Genomic DNA, 20,406 nt, shown 5'->3' on the forward strand with positions numbered 1-20,406 from the left:
GAGTTCACAGCTCCCACGCTCGGAGCGCCCACGCATGAAGCCATTTAATCGCCGACGCTTCCTCACTTCGATTTTGCAGGCCATGGCCCTCACGCCGCTTTTGCGTGTTCGCCCCGCGCTTGCCGACGACACCTTTCGGCCATTGCGCGCAGTCGCTGCGCAACACGGGCTCTCGTTCGGCTTCGCGGTAGATCCCGCCCTGCTCGATAGCAACCCGTCGTATCGGAACGTCGTGGCCCGGCAAGCGGGCATCGTGGTGCCGGAAAACGCGTTGAAGTGGGCCCAGGTCCACCCCGCCTCGGACCGCTACACCTTCGCCCCCGTGGACCTTATCCTCGCGTTTGCGCAGGCGAACCATCAGCGCATGCGCGGCCACACACTGTGCTGGCACCGCGCCCTGCCCGACTGGGTCACCCGCACGGTGACACCCGCCAACGCGAAGGAGGTACTGACGCAACACATTGCCGCGGTGGTCGGCCGCTACCGGGGCAGGATTGCCTCCTGGGATGTCGTCAACGAGGCCATTCAAGTTGACGACGGGCAGGCAGGCGGGCTGCGCGACGCCTTTTGGTACCGGATGCTCGGTCCCGGCTATATCGACCTGGCCTACGAGGCCGCGCACCGCGCCGATCCGGACGCCGCACTCTGCTACAACGAATACGGACTGGAAAGCGACTCACCCGCTGGCGCGGGCAAGCGCGCCGCCGTGCTTGCCCTCCTGCGAACCCTGAAGCAGCGCGGCGCGCCGGTGCATGCGCTGGGCATCCAGTCCCATTTGCGCGCAGCGGACCCGCATGGCTTCGGCCCCGGGCTCGCCGCATTCCTGCGGCAGGTGCATGACCTGGGCCTCAGCGTCTACATTACCGAACTCGACGTCGACGACAGCCACGTGACGGGCGACGCGAATCAACGCGACGCCATCGTGGCCGGCACCTACAAGCGATACCTGGACCTCGTGCTCGGCACGGGCACGGTATCCGCCGTTTTGACCTGGGGTGTATGGGATACCGCGCACCGCACCGGTGCTACCCCTTCGATGGGACCACTGGCGCAGCGACCGCTGGTGTTCGGACCGCAGGGCGTGATCAAACCCGCCAGTTGGGTCGTCGAGCATAGCCTGGCATGGAATCGCTAATCGCTATCCACGACTCGTCAGTAAGGCGAAGCCCCGCCTGCGTGAGGTGTCGCAAACACACCGAGACCGAAATCGTTTGCCAGTCTGCGGGTGGCCCGTGCCAGCAGGGTCAGATCCAGCCCCACGGCGACGAAGCTGGCGCCCAGTTCGAGATAGTGCCGAGCGAGAGTGACATCGCCTGTCAGCGTGCCGGCGGCTTTGCCACTGGCAACAATGGTGCGTATAGCGTTCTCTATCGCTTGCTGCACGTCAGGGTGCTCGGGATGCCCACGATGCCCCATGGATGCGGCCAGATCAGCCGGCCCGATGAAGATGCCATGCACGCCGTCGACGGCGCAGATGGCTTCAAGATTCTCAAGCGCGACCCTGGATTCAGCCTGCACCAACAGGCATACATCGTCATTGGCTGTCTCCAGGTAGTCCGCGTGCCCTCCCCAACGCGAAGCACGCGCGGCCGCTGCACCCACGCCTCGGGTGCCCTGCGGCGGGTATTGGGTCGCGGCCGCCAGCGCAATGGCCTGCTCGGCGGTATCGACCATGGGCACCAGCAACGTTTGCACACCAATGTCGAGCAACTGCTTGATCATTGCCGGGTTGCCATCCACCGTGCGGGCCACGGGATGGGCCGGGTAAGGTGCAACAGCCTGCAACTGTGCCAGTGTGCTGCGCACGTCGTTGGGTGCGTGTTCACCGTCGATCAGCACCCACTGGAAACCTGCCGTGGCGCAAATTTCGGCGCTGTAGGCATTGGCCAGTGAAAGCCAGAGGCCGATGACCTTGTCGCCTCGCGAAAGCGCGGTCTTGAACGGATTTGCCATGATTGCCTGTACTCCTCTGTTGTCGTTGTCGGAACTAGTTCAGGCCGCCCTGACACAGGTATTTGATGTGCATGTAGTCCTCCAGGCCGTAGCGTGAACCCTCTCGGCCATACCCCGATTCTTTGACACCCCCAAACGGCGCGGCCTCTGCGGCGAGCGCACCTTCGTTGATGCCCACGATGCCCGACTCCAGCGCCTCGGCCACACGCCATACGCGTTTGACGTCCTGGGTGTAAAAGTAGGCCGCCAACCCGAATGGCGTGTCGTTGGCCAGTTCGATCACTTGCGCTTCAGTCGTGAAGCGGAAAACGGGGGCCACGGGGCCGAATGTCTCTTCATTGCAGAGTTCCATGTGCGAGGCCGCATTGATCAACACGGTCGGCGCGTAGTAGTTCGGGCCGTCAGCCACTGCATCGCGGATACGGCGACCACCCGTGGCTATTTCTGCGCCTTTTGCAACCGCGTCATCCACATGGCGGGCGATCTTGTCGATGGCGCGCGCGTTGATCATCGGACCGATCTGGGAATCGCCGTGGGAGGCCGGCCCAACCTTCAGCGCACTGACGCGTGCCACCAGCTTTTCAACGAACTGATCGTGAACGGCGCTCTGCACGTAGATTCGATTGGGGCACACGCAGGTCTGACCGCCATTACGAAATTTGGAAACCATGAGGCCGTCCACTGCAGCGTCGAGGTCCGCGTCGTCAAACACAATGAAGGGGGCATTGCCGCCCAGCTCCAGCGAGCACTTTTTCAAGGTGTCGGCCGACATTCGGGCCAGGTCTTTGCCCACTGGGGTCGACCCTGTGAAGGTGATCTTGCGCACCCGTGAATCAGCCAGCCAAGCGTTGACCACTTCGGGTGTACGCTCGCGCGAAGCGGTGACGATGTTCAGTATGCCTGCCGGAAAACCGGCTTCCTCAGCCAGGCGCACAAGCGCAAGGGAGGTCAGTGGCGTGTCTTCGGCGGGCTTGCAGACGACGGTGCAACCGGCCGCCAGTGCTGGCGCGATCTTGCGGGCAATCATCGCCGCCGGGAAATTCCAGGGTGAAATCGCTGCCACTACGCCGACAGGTTCCTTGATTGCCGTCATGCGGCGACCCGAAACCGGCGCCGGGATCACATCGCCGTAGGAGCGCGTCGATTCCTCGGCAAACCACTCGACATAGCTGGCGGCGTAAGCCACTTCGCCCCTTCCCTCTGCCAGCGGCTTGCCCTGCTCCAGCGAAATGAGCCTGCCCAGGTCTTCCTGGTGCTCCAGAATCAGATCGTTCCAGCGTTTGATCAATTGCGCGCGCTGCTTGGCAGGTGTATTTCGCCAGGCGGCAAAAGCCGCATGAGCGGCATCGACGGCGTCACGGGCGTCAATCGCGTTGCTGTCGGGCACTTGGGCGAGGTGGCTGTCGTCGGCCGGGTTGGTGACCGTCAGCAGCGTCTGCGAATCGCTGCTGCGCCAACGACCGCCAATGAAATTCTGCGTTCGAATCAGGTCAGTGCGGGTCAGTTTCAAGCTCATGCCGAGGTTCCTCAATATGTGTGAAAACGGGTTGGATCAGCTGACGATGCCCAGGTGCCAGGGCACGAACTCATGATCCCCAAGCCCCAACAATTCGCTCTTGGTCGAGGCGCCTGAAGCCGCCTGCAAGATGTGCTCGAAGATGCGTTCGCCCATCTGCTCAACCGACAACTCACCGTCAAGAATGAGGCCGCAATTAATGTCCATGTCTTCTTCCAGACGGTTGAACATCGCGGTATTGCTGGCGAGTTTGATCGTAGGCGCCGGCTTGCTGCCGAACATCGAGCCCCTTCCCGTGGTGAAGCAAATCAGGTTTGCACCGCTGGCGATTTGACCGGTTGCCGCGACAGGGTCGTAGCCCGGTGAATCCATGAACACGAACCCGGCCTTGTCAATCGGCTCAGCGTACTCGTACACCGCCTGCAACGGTGTCGTGCCGCCTTTCATGGCGGACCCCAGGGATTTTTCGAAGATATTGGCCAGACCGCCGGCCTGATTACCGGGGCCTACGACGCCATTGAACTGCCCATTCTGACCTCGCGTGTATTCTTCCCACCAGGCCAGGCGGTCCAGTAGCTTCTGGCCCACCTCGGGACTGATCGCACGGCGCGTCAGCATGAACTCCACACCGTGGATCTCGGGCGTCTCGGACAGAATGGCGGTGCCGCCATGACGCACCAGAATATCCATCGCAGCCCCCAATGCCGGGTTGGCGGTGATGCCCGAGAAGCCATCGGAGCCGCCGCATTCCAAGCCGATCTTCAGGTGCGCCGCACTGACCGGGACACGCTTGACAGCGTTGGCTTCGGGCAGCATCGCTTCGATCGCTGCAATGCCTTGAGCGATGGTTGCACGTGTGCCGCCGGTATCCTGCATCACGAATGTGCGCAGATGGCTGTCGGGCACCAGTTGCTGAGCATCGACCAGGCTGGCCACCTGGTTTCGCTCGCAACCCAGCCCGACGATCAGTACAGCGGCCAGATTGGGATGGCGTGCGTACCCGGCGATGGTGCGCTGCAGCACGTCGAAATGATGACTGGGGGACGACATGCCGCATCCGCTTGTCTGGGCGAATGCGACGACGCCGTCCACATTCGGGTACGCGGCGAGCCGCTCGGCCGTGAAGTGTTCGGCGATCTTCTTGATCACGGTCGACGAGCAGTTCACCGACGACAGCAGCCCGATGAAGTTGCGCGTGGCGACACGGCCGTCTGCCCGCACGATACCCATGAAGGTCGCGCGCTTATCGACTGCTACGTAGTCCACCGGGCGCACATCCTCACAGAAGCCCGGGTCTCGGTCGAAATCGATGAGGGCGATGTTGTGGGAGTGAACGTGCTCGCCCTTGAGGATATTGCGCGAAGCGACGCCGATGACCGTGTCGTACTTGCGCACGGGTTCGCCGCACAGGATGTCCTGCGCTGCAACCTTGTGCCCGGCCGGCACTTGCGCGCGGATGCGTACGCCCAGCTCGGGTAACTCGTCGCCAAGGCCGATCAATTGACGGGCGACAAGGACGTTGTCATTGGCATGCAGACGTATCAGTCGGTGAGTGGCATGGGTCGAGGTAGGGGTCATAAAACAATCCTGGCATCAGATTACGGCGTCGGGGTTGCAACGCCGGTGTCATCCCGGCATTGGCGCTTAGCGGCTATAGGGTTCATTCAACACCTGCGGGGGGGGGGGGGGGGGCGGCGGCGTGCCGAGGCTCGGTTGGTGTGGACGCAACGATGGGCTCGACCTTCTTCAGCAGCAGGGCGTAGTTCAGGATGCCCAGCATTCCGAGCACCGCCGAGAAGACCAGCGCCATTTTGAACGATCCGGTCGAGGCCACGATGAAGCCGGTAATCACCGGCCCCAGTACGCCGCCGAAGTTCGCCACCATGTTCTGCAACCCGGCGACGGTGGACGTCATGTTCTTCGGCGCGACGTCTCCCGGCAGCGCCCAGACCTGCGAGGCTGCGACGGTGGTTCCGGCCTTTGCGATGCACAGCAGCAGGACCGTGAGCCCGACCGACGTGGTCAACGGCGCCAGGCCGATACACAGCGCCATTGAAAGGCCCACGATGAGAAACAGTTTGCGTGTCGCGGTCAGCGACAGGCGTCCACTGTGGACCACCCTGTCGGAAAGCCACCCGGCCGCGATCTCGGCGAAGAGGCCGCAGATCAGCGGAAGCGAAGCAACCATGCCCATCTTGAGCAGGCCCATCCCCTGCTCTTTCACAAGGTAGGTGGGCAGCCAGGTGATGAAGAAGTACGAGATGTAATTGATGGTGAAGAAGCCCAGGCACATCGCCCAGATATTGCGGTGCTTGAGCAGTTCGTACCACTTCATCGCAATCGTGGTATCGACACCGTGCTGCTGGGCCTGACCACCCCGAATGTATTGCACCTCGGCGGCGTTTGCGCTTCTGTGCGTCTCCGGCGTGTCCGAGAAGTACCACCACCAGATCAGGCTCCAGACCAGACCGGTCAAGCCCACGATCACAAAAGTCATGCGCCAGTCGAACGTCATCATCAAGGTCACGATGAGCGGCATCGCCACGGCACCGCCGAATTTCGAGGCACTGTCAAAAAGCCCGGAAATAGTTGCCCGTTCCTTGTCGGGAAACCATTTTGACGCGATCCCGGCGTTGGCCGGATAAGCGCCGGCTTCACCGACGCCCAGTGCCACGCGCAGGCCAACCAGGGAGGCAAAACCTGTCGCAAGTCCTGTCGCCGCCGTCGCAAGCGACCATGAGCCTACGGCTATCCCAAGCCCCATTTTCTGCCCGAATTTGTCTGCCACCCAGCCGGCAGGAATTTGTAGCAGCGCGTAGGACCAGAAAAACGCGGACAACACGATCCCCATCATCTCGGGGGTGAGGCTGAACTCTTTGATGAGTTCGGGTGCAGCGACGGAAAGAACGGTGCGATCGATATAGTTGATGGCGATGGCAAACCACATCAGACCTGCCACCACCCAACGAGCGTTGGATTTCCTGCCTTGCTTCACTGCGGTGTCATTTAACGGTTTTGTAGGCATTGGAGTGCGCATTGCTTGTCTCCGGTTTTTGTTTTTGTTCTTCAATACTGACTCGCGCCTACATTGCTGAACAATGAATAAGCGGACATACTTCATAACCCTTTTGACATCTAAGCTTTTCTGCCGGGGATAAAACAGGTGAGCGACATCGATAGAGTTTTGCGCTCCAATCTCAAACTCAAGCATCTGCAGCTCGTCGTTGCACTGGATGAATTCCGTCATCTGGGGCGGTCAGCGGAATTCTTGTCGCTCACCCAGCCGGCAGTCAGCAAGTCGCTGGCGGAAATCGAAAAAATGTTCGGGCTTGAGTTATTCATCCGCTCAACGCGAGGGACCCGGCCGACGGCCTATGGCGAGCAGGTTGTGCGCTTTGCGCGTTCGGTGCTGGTGGATTTTGACCGCACCTGTGAAGACATCGCCTCTGTCGCCAGCGGCGGCGCCGGCCGTATCCGTGTCGGCGCAATGGTCGTCGCCACGCCTGGCTTGCTGGCTGGCGCCGTCGGCCGCCTCAAGCTCAGCTCGCCACACACGACGGTGTCCATCGAGGAAGGTGATCTCACGCGCCTGTTGCCGAGGCTGCGCACAGGCGAGCTGGATTTGATCGTGGGTCGGCTGGAGCCGGGCTACAGCTCTCCTGACCTTGAAACGCAGGCGTTATACACCGACACCATGCGCGTCGTCGTCGCCGCCGATCATCCGCTGGCCACGTTGGCCCACCCCACCTGGGAGCATCTGGCGACGCTGCCCTGGGTTGTTCCCCCAGCGTGGGCATCCTCGCGGGTCAAGCTCAATCAGATGTTCTACAAACACACCCTGCAACCACCCGCCGACATCATCGAAACCTCGTCCTTTTTGGTGATGATGACGTTTATGAGGCAACGAAGCTGCGTCTGTTTCGTCGCCACTAAAGTCGCGCACTACCTCGAGTCCGTAGGACTGGGTTACACCGTGCCGCTGGAGGTGCCGATCGAATTACCGCCGGTGGGTATCATTCTGCTGCGTAACGGGCTGAGAACGCCCGTTGCAGACACCCTCATCAAGGCGCTGCACGAACAGACGATGGACATCAGAGGCGAGACCGCGCCGCAGACTCAGACGGTATGAGGCGTTGGCGCAAAGCGTCAACGCCTGCCTGGAGCCGCGACAAAGCTCAATAACGACTCAGAACGTCGCCCACACAATGAACTGCATGTACGTGTTGGTTGATGCGTCGCCGCTCTGTCGGCCGCCGTTGCCCAGCCACTTCTGCGGTTTATAGAAGCCCACCAGCGGCGAAAGCGTGATGTTATCCGTGACGGCCCAATCCACAAACAGATCGAGCTCCTGCGCAGCGAAATCCAGCTCATGACGGCGGGAAAGCTGGTGGTAGTCGAACGCCATCGCGTTAAGGGTCAATTTCTCGGTCGGTTTGACCGACAGGAGTATGTCGTTGATCTGCATGTTCGAGGTCACGGAACCCGCGTAATTAAGCCCTATTTCCCCCTGGAGTCGTTTGCGATAACCGCCCTGGAACAGGAAGTCCCAGCCTTCGGAGTAGCGCGAATAACGGTAGCTGACAGTCGGTTGCCATGGGGTGTCGACGAAGGTGTAGCCCGCGTCGAAGAACATCGCTCGCTGTGAGCCGGACCGTTTTTCCTGGCGGGCCACCTCAAACGCGAAATCGGCGTTTTCGATCCCGGCATTGCCCTGCCCTCGGATGCTGTAGACGTTCATGCCCTTGCGCTCAAGCCGATCGGCGAAGGCGTATTTCTCGTCCACATCCAGGCCATGCACGTAGGTCGTACCGATCGAACCGATGGGGGTGGTGTAGTCGATCGTGCCCACTGCCAGTTCGGTCTTGGACTGACCGGCGTTGTCGGATTTCAACCATATCAAGCTGCCGTGCAGCCCTTCCTTGCCACCCAGTTTCAGCACCGCCGTGTTGCCAAACGCCAGGCGTTGGCCCAGGTAAAAGGCGCCACCCCGGTTGAACCGGCCATCACGCACGCCCTCAATGGGACTGAACGCATTACCCGCGTCGAAGCCATCGTCGGTGATCAGAAAGCCGTCCACCGTGACAATCTGGCGGCCAAAAGAGAAATCCACGCCATCCTTGCCCAGGGCGGGTAGCAGGTCACCTGATTTCCAGCCCAGGAACGCGTCTTCCACAGCGGTTCGTCGCTCATCGCCCGCCGTGGTCGCCCCCATGTCTCCGTCACCCCACGACCCGCTGCTGAGCAGGCTGAAGCCACCATAGACCGAGCCGGCAACCAGCTTGCCCGTGGAGCCATTCAGGCCGTATTTGACGTAACCCTCCTGCCAATGCATGCCGCCGGATTTTTTCTGCGGATCGCCCAGGTAGTTATGGGTGCCGCCAAACCAGCCAAATGCGGCGCCCAGGTCGGCATTCAAAACGGTTGCTCCGTTGTCTTCGTTGTACAGCGCGTAAGCATGTGCCTGCGAGCCGACTGCACAGAGTGCAACCAGCGACAGCAACGGCGCGTATGGGGGAATGCGCATAACGTCTCTCCTGTTTTTATTGTTGTGAGGCGAAACAGGAGTGTTCCGGCTTGGCTCGGCAATGCGGTAACCCAAATCAGCATGTACAAGGGCCAGATCGCCCATCCGTCGTCGAGCGGCCCCCTTGCGCGCAACAACGCCTCAGCGCCTTCACTGGTTGCCGTTTTGGGCTAAGGCTTCTGACCGTGAGCGCCCTATGCTGGGCCCATAAGAACCATAAAAACCCGAGGCACCCGTCATGACCCTTTTGTCACCCTCCCCGCTGTTCCGTCAGGGGCTTTGTCTTTTGACCCTCATCGCCTGCAGTGCATTAGCGCCTGTTGCCAGTGCCCACCATTCCTTTGCGCTGTTCGACCAGACCCAGACGCTCACGATCAAAGGTGTGGTCGAGCGCTTCGCCTGGACCAACCCGCACATCACCATCTATGTCGACGTTCCCGGGCCACCGGCCCAGCGCTTCAAGATCGAGACCGGCAGCGTCAATGCGCTGCAACGCACGGGCTGGACAGCCAATTCGGTCAAGGCTGGCGAAACCGCCGAGGTGTCCTTCAAACCGCTGAAAAACGGTGAACCGGGCGGGCTGCTGGTGGAGATCAAGATGGGTGACGTGGTGCTCTCGGGCGGCGGCTAAACGCGACCCCTCCCGAGTGCGACAACAACAGAACTGGGCAAACCAGCAACGCGGAGACACTTCAATGAAACCAGCACGAACCTGCAGCACAGCCATGCTCTTCCTGGGAATGGTGCTCGTGACTGTCGCCGGGATGAGCAGCGCCGCGACAGCGTCAAAACCGCAAACCGACAAGCACAGCGTGGCCACCCGGCCAGACATCAGCGGCACCTGGGAAAGAACCCCGGACGACTGGTTCGGCGAAAACCCGGACGACCCGGTACACCCCGGCGGTCCGATGGATCTCAAGGCACCCTATGCCGCCGAGTACGTTGAGCTCAAAAAGAAAGAGGCTGTGGCCAACGAAGCCGGAACGCCGATTGCCACCACCAGTTCCAAGTGCCTGCCCGAGGGCATGCCGACCATGATGGCAGCGCTCTTCCCGATCCAGATCATTCGCGACGACAAGCAGGTGATCATCCTCGGCGAGTATCTCCAGCAGGTGCGGCGGATTCTTTTGAACCAGCCCATGCCACCGACAGACACTCTCGACCCGCTGTACCAGGGCCATTCGCGCGGGTACTGGGAGGGCGACACGTTGGTGGTCGAGACCCAACGGGTGCGCACTGACGTGCGCTTTTACGACGTGCCTCATGGGCCGGCGATGAAGATCACCGAACGCATCCGGCTGCGCGGGCCGGATCACCTGGAAAACCAGGTCCTGATCGAAGACCCGCAGGTACTCAACACCCCCTATCGCTTTACGTTCGAGTACAAGCGCTCCAACTACGCCATTCAAGAATACGTGTGCGAGAACAACCAGATCGTGATCGACAGCGAGGGCAAGGCATCTCTGAGCCTTGAGTGAATCCGCCCGTCCCCCCCTCTGGAGCGCTAAGAATGGAACGCCTGACCCCTATCGGCATCAGCGTTGTGTTGTCGCTGCTTGTCGCGTCGAACACGTTCGCCGAGGTGCCGCGCATGCCCACGGCTATCGCGGTGCCGCCTTCCGACAAGGCACCGCTGTCGTCGGCGACACGCCCGGGCACCGAATACAGCGACCTCAATCACTATGGTTACGTCGAGCAGGAGTACTACCTGCAAGGCGTCGCCCCGGCCATCACTGCCGCCGGCAAAACCCTGCTGGAAGCGCCTTACACCACGCGCATTCTGGTACGCAAACCGGCGGACCCGGCGCGTTTCAATGGCACGGTGGTGATCGAGCCGTTCAGTTGGTTCGGCGAGCGCGGTGCGGGCTGGATCCTGACCCGCGACTATTTGCTGCGGCGCGGCTACGCGTACGTCGGGTACACGCTGAACGTAAACAAGCCGGCGGTGGACCCCAAGTTCATCTCCGAAACCCCGGCGGCCGAAGCCGAACAGATCGCCCAGTACGGGCGGATCGTGAACTTCGAGTTCATGCGCCGCTTCGACTTTGCCCGCTACGCGCCGCTGGGCACCTACTACGACCCGGCACACTTCACACGTGGCGAAGCGCCCGATCCGTTTGCACCCCAATCCCAGGGCATCGGCGCGCAGTTGGCGTTGCTGCTTAAAACCAAGGGGACACAGAGCCCACTGGCCGGCCTCGACGTGCAGCGCGTCTATGTGAATAGCTGGGCCGTCACCGCACAAGTCTGGATGGACTATCTCGACCAGGGTCGTCACCAGCAGTGGCGCATGCCCGACGAAACGCCGCTGATCGACGCCTACATGACCGGCCGCATGGCCTACGGAGAAGTGGGCGGCGACGTGATCCGAGTGCCCCGCCAGATGCCCGAAGGCGTGCCGTTCGTGACGGTCTTCAGCCAGTCCGAATTGATGCACGACGTGATCGAAGGCATCCCCCTGCCCCCGGACACCGACACTCCGCAACTGCGCTACTACGAAGTCACTGGCATGCCCCATCTGCGCCTGGCCGACCTTGGTACGGAGCACACCGAACGGCTCGCTGCCGACATCGGCAAGGGCGACGACCCGCGGTGCCGGACGCTGTATGACGAACCGGTCGAACGGGTGGTCTCGGCGCTGCTCGATGGCATGGACCAATGGGTACGTGACGGCAAACCCATGCCCAACGCGCCCCGGGTGGTCCGTGACGGCAAGGCCGCTGCCCGTGCGCCCGCCACCGGCAACCTGCAAGGCGGCGTGCGCCCGCCGTGGATCCAGGTGCCCAGCGCCACCTACCTCACCGATCAAGAGACCGGCTGCGGGTTGATCTACGACACCAAGGTGCCTTACTCGAAGGAAGTGCTCGGCCAGCGTTATGGAAATTTCAACCGCTACGCACAGAAATTCGAAGACGCCAAAGCCGTTTCGATCAAGGAAGGCTATTTGCTGCCGGAGGATGCGGCGGGCCTGCATCCGATCGCAACCCCTCAAGATTTCTAACCCACTGCGGAAGAAAAGCCGATGTCATCTTCACTCATCATTGCCTGGATCTACGCGTCACCGTTGAGCACTGCGATCCGCGACATCCTGTGGGTGATCCCCACCGTGCAGAGCATTCATATCATCGCCATCACCGTGCTCTTCGGCTCGGCACTGATTTCCGATCTTCGCCTGGCGGGCGTGTTCGCCAGCGATGAGCCCTTGCGCGGCGTCGTACGCCGTTACTACCCGTGGATGCGCAATGCGCTGATCGTGCTGCTGTGCACCGGGTTGGTGATGATCATCGCCGAGCCCGACCGGGTGCTCGTCAACTCGACGTTCTGGCTGAAGATGGCCCTGGTGGTGACAGCGTTCAGCATGACCTGGTTGCTGCGCCGCCCGTTGATGCGCCCCGCCAGCCATGCAGGCAGCGACGACGCATCGCGTCCGGTGAAGGCACTTGCGTGGCTGTCGATCGGTTTGTGGTGCGTCGTGATCATTTGCGGTCGCTGGATCGCCTACACGATCTAAGCGTTTTCAACGAAAGTTATCAGGTATTCGCCATGGATATTCAACCCCTGCTGCAAGCCGTTCAGGACACCTCTGTCGCGACGCTCATCCGCGAGTCAGGCTCGGCTTTTCCGATGCTCGAATCGGTGCATGTGATCGGCATTGCAATCGTCTACGGCACCATCGCCGTGGTGGACTTGCGCCTGCTTGGCGTGACCGCCCACCGGCGCGGCGCGCTCAAGCTGATCCAGGATTTACTGCCCTACACCTGGGTTGCGTTCGTGACCTGTGTGATCACCGGTCTGCTGATGTTCTGCGCCAATGGCACGACCTATGTGCAGAACACCGCGTTCCTTTTCAAAATGGGCCTGTTGATGCTGGCAGGCATCAACATGGCGGTGTTCCACCTGGGGGCCTTTCGCCGAATCGCCGAATGGGACACCCAACTGCCGCCTCCCCGTCAGGCGCGTGTCGCCGGCTTCAGCTCGTTGCTGCTGTGGGCGGGCGTGGTGTTCCTCGGCCGCTGGATTGCATTTCTCTGATGGCGCGTTCAGCCGCTGCCGTCACGCGGGTGCGCCCACGCTCCAGCGGCTGGGAGTCGCTGGCCCTGGTGCTGGCGACCCTGGCCGTCATCGCCAGCGTGGCAGGCTACGTGCTGCTGCGCCCCGAACGCGTTGGCCCGCCCACCCCGTTGAGCTGGCAGGTACGTTCCTTCGATGGCCTGGGTGCGGTCGATCAGGCCATCCACAGCGCATTGCTGCCGGCCGGTGAAGAAATCATCTGGAACAACAACGATACCGGCGGCTGGGTCACTCTGGAGCGTGCCCAGGAACTGTTGCTGCCGCCCTTCTACCGGGATGCCTTCTGGAAGGCCAATGGTGAAGTGCACTGGCAATTGATTCTGCCCGGCACCCACCTGGCCCATAAGGGCGGCGACGACGATGCCACGGCGGCAGACCAGACCGCCAGCGACGTGTCTAAAGCCACCCTGGGCCAGGGCGCGACGGTCTACTACGGCTCAGCCGGCCACGCGCCCGGCCAGAGCGCCTACCTGCTGATCATCGGGCATGCCCATGCCGGTGTGATGTGGGCCAACCAGGCGACGATCTGGGTCCACCGCGACCCAAACGCGCCCTACCCCGCCATCGTCAAGCCCGAATCCCTGGTCGGCGAGGGTTGGCGCCAAGTCATCCCGTACGACGGCGCCAGCGAAATCGAACGCGTAAAAGGAACCCAGCCATGACTGTTGCCACGAAACCCCGCGCCTTGTGGCGCCGTTGCATCGCGCTGTGGGTGCTGATACCCGCCATCGCGCTCGCCGCCCCGGCCTTGGCCTCGGCGAAGCCACTCAGAATCGGTATCACCCTGCATCCCTATTACAGCTTCGTGGCCAATATCGTGGGTGATCGGGCGCAAGTCGTTGCGCTCATCCCGGCAGAGGCCAACCCGCACAATTACCAGCCGCAGCCCGATGACATCACCCGCGCGATGAATATCGATGTGCTGGTGGTCAACGGCATCGGCCACGATGAATGGGCCTTCCAGATCATCAAGGCCGCCGGCCGTACGGAAAACCTGCCGATTATCCAGGCGAATGCGACGGTGGCCCTGATTCCCATCGGCGGCGACCAGGAAGGCGTGAAGGTGGTCAACCCGCACACGTTCGTCTCCACCACGGCGGCGATACAACAGGTGTTCGAGATCGCTCGCCGGCTCGGTGAACTGGACCCGGACAACGCTGCCACGTATAGAAAAAATGCGCTGGCGTATGCCGGCCGTATCCGCGAGCTGCGTGCAGGCTTCATGACGCGCTTCGCCGCACTGGACCTGTCTTCGTTCCGCTGCGCGACGACCCATGCCGGCTACGACTACATGATGCAGGAGTTCGGCCTGTTCGTAAGCGCCGTGATCGAGCCGCGCCACGGCGTCGCGCCCACAGCTCGCCAATTGGCCAACACCATCGAGGCGATCAAGAAAGCCAACGTCAAGGTGCTGTTCGCCGAGAAGAACTTCTCCCTCGACCTGGCCAAACCCATCGAAGCCGCCACCGGCGTGAAGGTGTTCGCCCTGTCCCATATCACCGGCGATACCTACAGCGCGGACGAGTTCGAGGTGGCGATGCGCGAAAACCTCGAAACCCTGGCGCAAGCCGTTGAGTACACCCAGCAATGAACGCGCTGAAGGAGGAATACGCAATGCGCGGGCCCGCCATTGTGTTCGACAACGTCTGCCTGCGACTGGGCGGCACGCAGGTGCTCGATCAGGTGAACCTGCGCATCGAGGCCGGCGCCCTGCACTGCCTGGTAGGCCCCAACGGCGGCGGCAAGACCTCGCTGGTGCGTGCGCTGCTGGGCCAGATGCCGCACTCGGGGACGATCCGATTCGAGGGTGAATTCACCACGCCCCTGGGGTATGTCCCGCAGTTGCCGGACTTCGACCGCAATGTGCCGATGACCGTCAACGATCTCATGGCCCTGCTGGGTCAACGCCGGCCCGCCTTCCTGGGCGCAAGCCGCGCGGCCAGGGCAGCCAATGACCAGGCCCTGGAACGTACCGGCATGGCGGGAATGGGTAAAAAACCGTTTGGCAGCTTGTCCGGCGGCCAGCGTCAACGTGTGCTGCTGGCTCAGGCGATCAGCCCGATGCCGTGGCTGCTGATCCTCGATGAGCCGACCGCAGGGATCGACGAAGCCGGTGTGCGCCTGGTGGAGGCACTGGTGACTGAGCTGAACACCCGTGGGGTGACCATCCTGTGGATCAACCACGACCTCGAACAGGTCAAGCGCATCGCGCAGTCCGTGACCGTTATCAACCAGCGGGTGCTGTTTCACGGCCCCGCCGAGCAGATCGACAGCCGACTGGAGGTCATTCGATGAATGCCTTGTATGACTTCATTCGCGATCACCTCCAGGCGCTCGCCGCAAGTCACGTGTTGCCGCAACCCTTCGAATACGAGTTCGTGATCAATGCGTTGATGTGCTCAGTGCTGATCGGTCCGTTGCTGGGGGTGTTGGGCTCGATGGTGATGATCAAGCGGATGGCGTTCTTCAGCCAGTCCGTGGGCAATGCGGCGATGACCGGCGTGGCCATTGGCGTGCTGATCGGCGAGTCGTACACCTCGCCCTACTTTTCGATGTTCGGCTTCTGCCTGCTGTTCGCCCTGACGCTCAAGTACACCCAGCACCGCACCACCCTGGCCAATGACACGCTGATCGGCGTATTCCTCTCCATCTCGCTGGCGGTCGGTGCCTCATTGCTGCTGTTCGTGTCAGCGAAAATCAACACGCATGTGATGGAGGGTGTGCTGTTCGGCTCGATCCTGGCCGTTGACCACACCGACATGAACGTACTGCTGGGCGTGACCGTGATTTGCACGCTGATCGGCCTGCCCCTCTACAACGGCATGTTGCTTTCCAGCCTCAATCCAAGCCTGGCCCATGCGCGCGGCGTAAAGGTGCGCAGCGTCGAGTACCTGTTCGTGGTGCTGGTCACCCTGGTAACGGTCGCCTGCCTGAAGATCATCGGTGCCGTGCTGGTCGAGGCCCTGCTGCTGATACCGGCAGCGGCCGCCCGCAACATCAGCCATTCATTGCCTGGCCTGGTCACATGGGCCGTGCTGATTGCGACCTTTTCCTGCGTGGTCGGCATTCTGGCACCGATGCAGTTCCATATTCCCGTGCCCACGGGCGGCGCCATCGTGATCGTCGCGGCCCTGGTGTTTGCGTTCACAACCATCATCCGCGGCACCGCGCCGCAGTTCAGAGGGGCCAGCGTATGACACGGTTCAACCCATCCATTCGCCCCTGGCTGGTGCTGCTGGCATGGCTGCTGGGCGGCGCGCCGTCAGCCTTCGCGGACGTCAACCAACAAAAAGTGCTGGTCGCCCTGCCGGCGGTGTATGCACTCACGTCGGCACTCGGCGAAGGCACACACCTCGAGGTCGTACGTGTTCCGCTGGACGCCGCCGTCCCCATGGAAAGCCAGGCCAACGCGCTGTCGCGCCTGGACCCCACCGTGTTCCAGACGGCCGTCGCCGTGGTCACCCTGAGCAGCCTGTGGCGCGCTGACCCGCTGTATGCGACGGCGCGGCGCCACACTCTGCGGATCGTCGAAATCGATGCTTCGCATTCATGGGACAACCTCAAGCCCGGTGTGGCCACCACCCGTGTGCCCGCCAATGATGTGCCCTGGGCTGACGTTCGCAACGCCGAAGGCCCCCCGTCGCCTTACGCCTGGCTGGGGCCCGTGAATGCCATGCGCATGTCGGCGCTGATTGCCGCTGACCTGGCGCGGCTGTCCCCGGACGACGCGCCACGAATCGCGCGCAACCTCGCCGCGCTCGACGGCCGGATCCGCCAACTGAAGGCCGACTACGGTGACCGGCTGCTGAAAGTGCCGGACCTGCGCGTTCTGTCGCTGACCAGCGAGCCGGTCTACTTGCTCGGCGAGTTCGGCGTGTACGTAGACGGTTGGTTCGTACGCCAGGACATCGACTGGACTGACGCCGACCGCGCCGCCCTGACTCGCTACCTTCGCGAGCGTGATATCCGCGTGGTGGTCCACAAATGGGCGCCTGACGCCAGGATTGTACGAGCCATCGAGGACGGCGGCGCACGCCTGCTGATCCTGGATATCGGCAATCCGGGCATGCTCGCCAACAAGGCCAACAGCTACGAGGCGCTGTTGAGTTCCAACCTGGACGCCTTGCTGGCGGCTTTTGCGCCGGCCAGTCCCCCTGCGGCTGCCATTCAAGCAGCGGCGCCGCAGTGATTCATCTCGACCCTAGAGGCTGAACCTTATGAAAGCGCAAATGTTTGCCCACCCGATCCTGCTGGCAAGTGCACTGCTGTTCTGCCAGGCCGCCCTGGCCCATGGCCCGGTTTTCGACTGTTATATCGAGCACGACGACTGGGTCAAGTGCGAAGCGGGCTACACCGACGGCAGTTCCGCCGTGGGTCGAAAAATCCATGTCCAGGACACGAGCAACAAGCTGTTGCTTGAAGGCACTGTCGGCAAGGACAACAGCTACACGTTCCAGGCCCCCGCCGGCGCGTACTCCGTTGAGTTTCTGGGCGGCGAAAACCATGGCGCCACCATTCAGTCCTCCGACATTACACAGTGAAACCGACCATGCCGATCAAACGACGACTGCTTCAAGCCCTTGCCACCGCGACCTTCAGTTGCATGACCTGCGCCGCGCAAGCTCACTTCCAGATGCTCTACCTCGACGAAACGGCGTTGCAACGTGCGGCCGATCTGGACTTCGCCATAGTGTTCACGCACCCGTTCTCCGGCGGCCCGACGATGAATATGGGTGAACCCCGCGCGTTCAATCTCATCAGCGCCCAAGGCGGCAAAAAGACCGACCTGCGCCAATACCTCAAGCCCGTCCAGTGGCAGAGCCGCGACAATCAAGCGGCCGCCTATCGTGCATCGATTCCACGGGAGTTGGTGCGCTCACTGGGCGACCATATTTTCGTGCTCGAGCCTGAGCCCTATCTGGAAAAGGAGGAAGACGTTTACATCCAGCAGTTCACCAAGCTCGTCGTCAACGTGGGTGGCGTCCCCGGTAACGGGTCAGAGCCCCAGGGGTTGCCGGTTGAGATCCAACCCCTCAACAAGCCCTACGCAAACTGGACGGGCGGCGTGTTCCGCGCAGTGGTCCTGGCTGACGGCAAGCCCGTTCCGTTCGCTGAGATAGAACTCGAATACGTCAACCATTCTGTCGACATCAAAGACAACGCCTTCGGCAAGCAGGACTCTGTCAAGGCCCCCCAAGCCTCGTTCAAATCCCTGAGTACCTATTCGGACGCCCAGGGTGTGGTGACGATCGGCCTGCCACGTGCCGGCTGGTGGGGCATTGCCGCGCTCAACATCGGTGCGACCAAAACCTATAAAGGCAAACCCCTTTCCCAGGACGCGGTGCTGTGGGTGCAAGTCAGGGATATGAAATAACCTGATCGCCAACGTCATGATGTCCAGGGGCTGCAGAATATTGGCCTGCGTCAATAGCGACGGGCGTCGTGAGGATGTGCAATGGATAAGTCACAAGACGTTGAAGAGGACAATCGACTCGCGGCGCACGCTCAACGACTTTTAAAGAGTGGTGCGCTCGGTAAATCGCGGCAGATCATTCGTCTTTTCGAGTTTCTGCTTGAGCGATCACTCACGGCGACCCCAACGAAGGAGGTCGAGATTGCACTCGTTGTGTTTGGTCGCCCCACCAACGTGGATCTCGCGGCTGATGCCACGGTTCGAGTGCATATTCATCGGCTGAGAAAAAAACTCGAGGCTGCGCCCGTCGATGAGCGTGGCGAGCGTCTTGTCCTGCCGCGTGGCGAATACCGTCTGGTGGTCGCTGCTCCCGATGAGCAAGACAACCACTCCAACCCTGCGCGCCGACGTTTGCTTGATTGGCGGTATTTTGCCGGCGTGGCGCTTTTCCTTGCGTTCAACGCAATGTGCTGGCTCTGGCTGACGGGGAAATCACCCAATGACGCGCGTGTCGAGAGCATTCTCTGGAGTGGTCTGACGAAAAATCCAGCTGAGCTATTGATCGTTTCCGGTGATTTTTACGTATTCGGTGAACAAGGCGCTGATGGCTCCATTCTTCGCATGGTCGCTGATTACACCATTGCTTCCAGCGAGGATCTCAATAAGTACAAGCAGCAGATGCCTGGGGCCGGCCAGAGGTATGTCGACATGAATGCCCATCACTTGCCGAGTGGGCTCTCATCGGCTCTGGTTTCGGTGACGCCAATCGTGGCCGCAACGAGGCCTGGCAATTCAAGCCTGATCAAGGATGTGACAACATCACGCTTCACCAATGAGATGCTGAGCGATCACGATATTGTCTATGTCGGTTTGCTCGACACCCTCGGCGATCTGCATGAACCGTTCTTCGACCTTTCCGGTTTTTCGCTATCGGCCAGCGGCGATACCCTTGTGGATCGAGCGAGCGGGGATCAATTTCAATCCGATTGGGCCGAGCCAACCACTGAAAGAATCATGCGCCGTGATTATGCGTACCTTGCCAGCTTCCCGGGACCGGCAGGAAATCACATCGTCGTCGTGGCCGGCATTATGGATCCTGCCCTGATAGAAGCGGCAAAGATCGCCTCGAACAGTGCCGAACTGAGTCGCTTGAAGGCCCAGCTAGGTGATAGCGAGGCCTTCGAAGCGCTGTACGAGGTGCGTACGTTTGGTCCGTCGAACCTATCGGCAGAGTTACTGATCGCACGCCCGCTTGACGTCAGTCAGATGTGGCGTGCGAGAGACGGGAGTAGACCCTAGGCAATCTCCACGAACATATGCGCCTTGTCGCGCCGGACTTTTTCGAGTGTTACCAGCCAATCGCTTTCGGTATCCCGGTACCCCAGGGCCAAAAGAACCGAACTGTTCAACCCCTGTTCGGGAAGCTTCAGAAGCGCGTCCACCGCGCTGCTGTCGAACCCTTCCATGGGCGTGGCATCCACGCCAAGTTCAGCAGCCGCCAGCAGCGCAAATCCCAACGCGATGTAGCATTGTTTGGAAGCGTGAAAAAACTGCTGCTCTTTGCTCATGCTGCCTAACGAGTCGAGCAACGATAGCCGGTAATCATCGGTGACACTGGCAGGCAGGTTACGTATCGCATTGCTGTATTCGAAAAAACCGTTGACCCGCTCAGGCGTATATTCATCCCAGGCAGCAAAAATCAATAAATGGGACGATTGAGTAATTTGCTGTTGGTTGGCGCAGATCGGCTGCAACTGCGCCTTCAACTCAGGGTTAGTAATGATTAACACCTTGAAAGGCTGCATGCCCGAGCTGCTGGGGGCCAGACGTATGGCTTCCAGGATCGGATCGATCTTCTCTTGCGCCACCTTGTCGCCGTTGTAGCTCTTGGTTGCATAGCGCCAATGGAGTGTGTCTTTCAATGCCATG

21 protein-coding genes are annotated in these 20,406 nt (G+C 61.3%); 15 read left to right on the top strand and 6 right to left on the bottom strand.

The window, feature by feature from the left end; translation table 11 throughout:
* The first annotated feature begins 34 nt into the window (after positions 1-34).
* Entirely contained in the window at positions 35-1,135 is a 1,101-nt protein-coding gene (locus tag TU79_RS15540; RefSeq protein WP_057008795.1) for an endo-1,4-beta-xylanase, read from the top strand.
* 17 nt (positions 1,136-1,152) lie between these two features.
* On the opposite strand, the gene hpaI is transcribed toward TU79_RS15540, so the two are convergent.
* The 4 genes from hpaI to TU79_RS15560 all read right to left on the bottom strand — a co-directional run bounded on the left by hpaI (position 1,153) and on the right by TU79_RS15560 (position 6,506).
* Complete coding sequence (gene hpaI, locus TU79_RS15545; protein WP_057008796.1) at positions 1,153-1,953, bottom strand: 4-hydroxy-2-oxoheptanedioate aldolase; 801 nt, start codon at positions 1,951-1,953, stop codon at positions 1,153-1,155.
* A gap of 34 nt (positions 1,954-1,987) precedes the next feature.
* Positions 1,988-3,469: an NAD-dependent succinate-semialdehyde dehydrogenase gene (locus TU79_RS15550; protein WP_057008797.1), complete on the bottom strand. Its 1,482-nt coding sequence runs from the start codon at positions 3,467-3,469 to the stop codon at positions 1,988-1,990.
* Positions 3,470-3,505: 36 nt separating this feature from the next.
* Positions 3,506-5,047 (bottom strand): UxaA family hydrolase, encoded by a 1,542-nt coding sequence (locus tag TU79_RS15555; RefSeq protein WP_057008798.1) that lies wholly within the window; start codon positions 5,045-5,047, stop codon positions 3,506-3,508.
* A gap of 82 nt (positions 5,048-5,129) precedes the next feature.
* Positions 5,130-6,506: an MFS transporter gene (locus TU79_RS15560; RefSeq protein ID WP_248842904.1), complete on the bottom strand. Its 1,377-nt coding sequence runs from the start codon at positions 6,504-6,506 to the stop codon at positions 5,130-5,132.
* 126 nt (positions 6,507-6,632) lie between these two features.
* Between TU79_RS15560 and TU79_RS15565 the strand changes: the two genes are divergently transcribed.
* Positions 6,633-7,598, top strand: coding sequence for a LysR substrate-binding domain-containing protein (locus TU79_RS15565; RefSeq protein WP_057008800.1), 966 nt, complete (start codon positions 6,633-6,635; stop codon positions 7,596-7,598).
* Between the two features lie 57 nt (positions 7,599-7,655).
* Here the strand turns inward: TU79_RS15565 and TU79_RS15570 are convergent, their stop codons facing one another.
* Complete coding sequence (locus TU79_RS15570) at positions 7,656-8,993, bottom strand: alginate export family protein (RefSeq protein ID WP_057008801.1); 1,338 nt, start codon at positions 8,991-8,993, stop codon at positions 7,656-7,658.
* A 238-nt stretch (positions 8,994-9,231) separates the two neighbouring features.
* On the opposite strand from TU79_RS15570, the gene TU79_RS15575 reads away from it, so the two are divergent.
* The 13 genes from TU79_RS15575 to TU79_RS15635 all read left to right on the top strand — a co-directional run bounded on the left by TU79_RS15575 (position 9,232) and on the right by TU79_RS15635 (position 19,776).
* Complete coding sequence (locus TU79_RS15575; RefSeq protein WP_057008802.1) at positions 9,232-9,624, top strand: DUF6152 family protein; 393 nt, start codon at positions 9,232-9,234, stop codon at positions 9,622-9,624.
* A 64-nt stretch (positions 9,625-9,688) separates the two neighbouring features.
* Positions 9,689-10,471 (top strand): hypothetical protein, encoded by a 783-nt coding sequence (locus tag TU79_RS15580; RefSeq protein ID WP_057008803.1) that lies wholly within the window; start codon positions 9,689-9,691, stop codon positions 10,469-10,471.
* Between the two features lie 32 nt (positions 10,472-10,503).
* Complete coding sequence (locus TU79_RS15585; RefSeq protein ID WP_082638519.1) at positions 10,504-11,994, top strand: alpha/beta hydrolase domain-containing protein; 1,491 nt, start codon at positions 10,504-10,506, stop codon at positions 11,992-11,994.
* Positions 11,995-12,015: 21 nt separating this feature from the next.
* Entirely contained in the window at positions 12,016-12,504 is a 489-nt protein-coding gene (locus TU79_RS15590) for a DUF6644 family protein (protein ID WP_057008804.1), read from the top strand.
* 32 nt (positions 12,505-12,536) lie between these two features.
* On the top strand, positions 12,537-13,025 hold the full coding sequence (locus tag TU79_RS15595; protein WP_057008805.1) for a DUF6644 family protein: 489 nt from the start codon (positions 12,537-12,539) through the stop codon (positions 13,023-13,025).
* A complete protein-coding gene (locus tag TU79_RS15600) occupies positions 13,025-13,726 on the top strand; it encodes a DUF6162 family protein (RefSeq protein ID WP_057008806.1) in 702 nt (233 codons plus the stop codon). Before TU79_RS15595 ends, TU79_RS15600 begins: the two co-directional genes overlap by 1 nt.
* A complete protein-coding gene (locus TU79_RS15605; protein WP_057008807.1) occupies positions 13,723-14,655 on the top strand; it encodes a metal ABC transporter solute-binding protein, Zn/Mn family in 933 nt (310 codons plus the stop codon). The genes TU79_RS15600 and TU79_RS15605 overlap by 4 nt, the downstream gene beginning before the upstream one ends.
* A gap of 23 nt (positions 14,656-14,678) precedes the next feature.
* Positions 14,679-15,359 (top strand): metal ABC transporter ATP-binding protein, encoded by a 681-nt coding sequence (locus TU79_RS15610; RefSeq protein ID WP_231986811.1) that lies wholly within the window; start codon positions 14,679-14,681, stop codon positions 15,357-15,359.
* Entirely contained in the window at positions 15,356-16,261 is a 906-nt protein-coding gene (locus tag TU79_RS15615) for a metal ABC transporter permease (protein ID WP_057008809.1), read from the top strand. The genes TU79_RS15610 and TU79_RS15615 overlap by 4 nt, the downstream gene beginning before the upstream one ends.
* On the top strand, positions 16,258-17,253 hold the full coding sequence (locus tag TU79_RS15620; protein ID WP_231986809.1) for a metal ABC transporter solute-binding protein, Zn/Mn family: 996 nt from the start codon (positions 16,258-16,260) through the stop codon (positions 17,251-17,253). Before TU79_RS15615 ends, TU79_RS15620 begins: the two co-directional genes overlap by 4 nt.
* A gap of 28 nt (positions 17,254-17,281) precedes the next feature.
* Entirely contained in the window at positions 17,282-17,605 is a 324-nt protein-coding gene (locus TU79_RS15625) for a hypothetical protein (protein ID WP_057008810.1), read from the top strand.
* An 8-nt stretch (positions 17,606-17,613) separates the two neighbouring features.
* The gene (locus TU79_RS15630) at positions 17,614-18,438 is read left to right on the top strand and encodes a DUF4198 domain-containing protein (RefSeq protein WP_057008811.1); all 825 of its coding nucleotides are present in this window, start codon (positions 17,614-17,616) and stop codon (positions 18,436-18,438) included.
* Positions 18,439-18,519: 81 nt separating this feature from the next.
* A complete protein-coding gene (locus tag TU79_RS15635; RefSeq protein WP_057008812.1) occupies positions 18,520-19,776 on the top strand; it encodes a helix-turn-helix domain-containing protein in 1,257 nt (418 codons plus the stop codon).
* Here TU79_RS15635 and TU79_RS15640 read toward each other — a convergent pair.
* Positions 19,773-20,405, bottom strand: coding sequence for a nitroreductase family protein (locus tag TU79_RS15640; RefSeq protein WP_057008813.1), 633 nt, complete (start codon positions 20,403-20,405; stop codon positions 19,773-19,775). The genes TU79_RS15635 and TU79_RS15640 overlap by 4 nt on opposite strands.
* Position 20,406: the final 1 nt, after the last annotated feature.

Origin of the sequence: Pseudomonas trivialis, assembly GCF_001439805.1 — a bacterium.
GTDB lineage: Bacteria > Pseudomonadota > Gammaproteobacteria > Pseudomonadales > Pseudomonadaceae > Aquipseudomonas > Aquipseudomonas trivialis.

Coding starts and splice junctions, on each gene's coding strand:
- TU79_RS15600 (WP_057008806.1), top strand. CDS start 13,025: ATGGCGCGTTCAGCCGCTGCCGTCACGCGGGTGCGCCCACGCTCCAGC.
- TU79_RS15575 (WP_057008802.1), top strand. CDS start 9,232: ATGACCCTTTTGTCACCCTCCCCGCTGTTCCGTCAGGGGCTTTGTCTT.
- TU79_RS15640 (WP_057008813.1), bottom strand. CDS start 20,405: ATGGCATTGAAAGACACACTCCATTGGCGCTATGCAACCAAGAGCTAC.
- TU79_RS15585 (WP_082638519.1), top strand. CDS start 10,504: ATGGAACGCCTGACCCCTATCGGCATCAGCGTTGTGTTGTCGCTGCTT.
- TU79_RS15610 (WP_231986811.1), top strand. CDS start 14,679: ATGCGCGGGCCCGCCATTGTGTTCGACAACGTCTGCCTGCGACTGGGC.
- TU79_RS15605 (WP_057008807.1), top strand. CDS start 13,723: ATGACTGTTGCCACGAAACCCCGCGCCTTGTGGCGCCGTTGCATCGCG.
- TU79_RS15580 (WP_057008803.1), top strand. CDS start 9,689: ATGAAACCAGCACGAACCTGCAGCACAGCCATGCTCTTCCTGGGAATG.
- TU79_RS15555 (WP_057008798.1), bottom strand. CDS start 5,047: ATGACCCCTACCTCGACCCATGCCACTCACCGACTGATACGTCTGCAT.
- TU79_RS15630 (WP_057008811.1), top strand. CDS start 17,614: ATGCCGATCAAACGACGACTGCTTCAAGCCCTTGCCACCGCGACCTTC.
- TU79_RS15570 (WP_057008801.1), bottom strand. CDS start 8,993: ATGCGCATTCCCCCATACGCGCCGTTGCTGTCGCTGGTTGCACTCTGT.
- TU79_RS15590 (WP_057008804.1), top strand. CDS start 12,016: ATGTCATCTTCACTCATCATTGCCTGGATCTACGCGTCACCGTTGAGC.
- TU79_RS15540 (WP_057008795.1), top strand. CDS start 35: ATGAAGCCATTTAATCGCCGACGCTTCCTCACTTCGATTTTGCAGGCC.
- TU79_RS15635 (WP_057008812.1), top strand. CDS start 18,520: ATGGATAAGTCACAAGACGTTGAAGAGGACAATCGACTCGCGGCGCAC.
- TU79_RS15595 (WP_057008805.1), top strand. CDS start 12,537: ATGGATATTCAACCCCTGCTGCAAGCCGTTCAGGACACCTCTGTCGCG.
- TU79_RS15625 (WP_057008810.1), top strand. CDS start 17,282: ATGAAAGCGCAAATGTTTGCCCACCCGATCCTGCTGGCAAGTGCACTG.
- TU79_RS15620 (WP_231986809.1), top strand. CDS start 16,258: ATGACACGGTTCAACCCATCCATTCGCCCCTGGCTGGTGCTGCTGGCA.
- TU79_RS15550 (WP_057008797.1), bottom strand. CDS start 3,469: ATGAGCTTGAAACTGACCCGCACTGACCTGATTCGAACGCAGAATTTC.
- TU79_RS15615 (WP_057008809.1), top strand. CDS start 15,356: ATGAATGCCTTGTATGACTTCATTCGCGATCACCTCCAGGCGCTCGCC.
- TU79_RS15560 (WP_248842904.1), bottom strand. CDS start 6,506: ATGCGCACTCCAATGCCTACAAAACCGTTAAATGACACCGCAGTGAAG.
- hpaI (WP_057008796.1), bottom strand. CDS start 1,953: ATGGCAAATCCGTTCAAGACCGCGCTTTCGCGAGGCGACAAGGTCATC.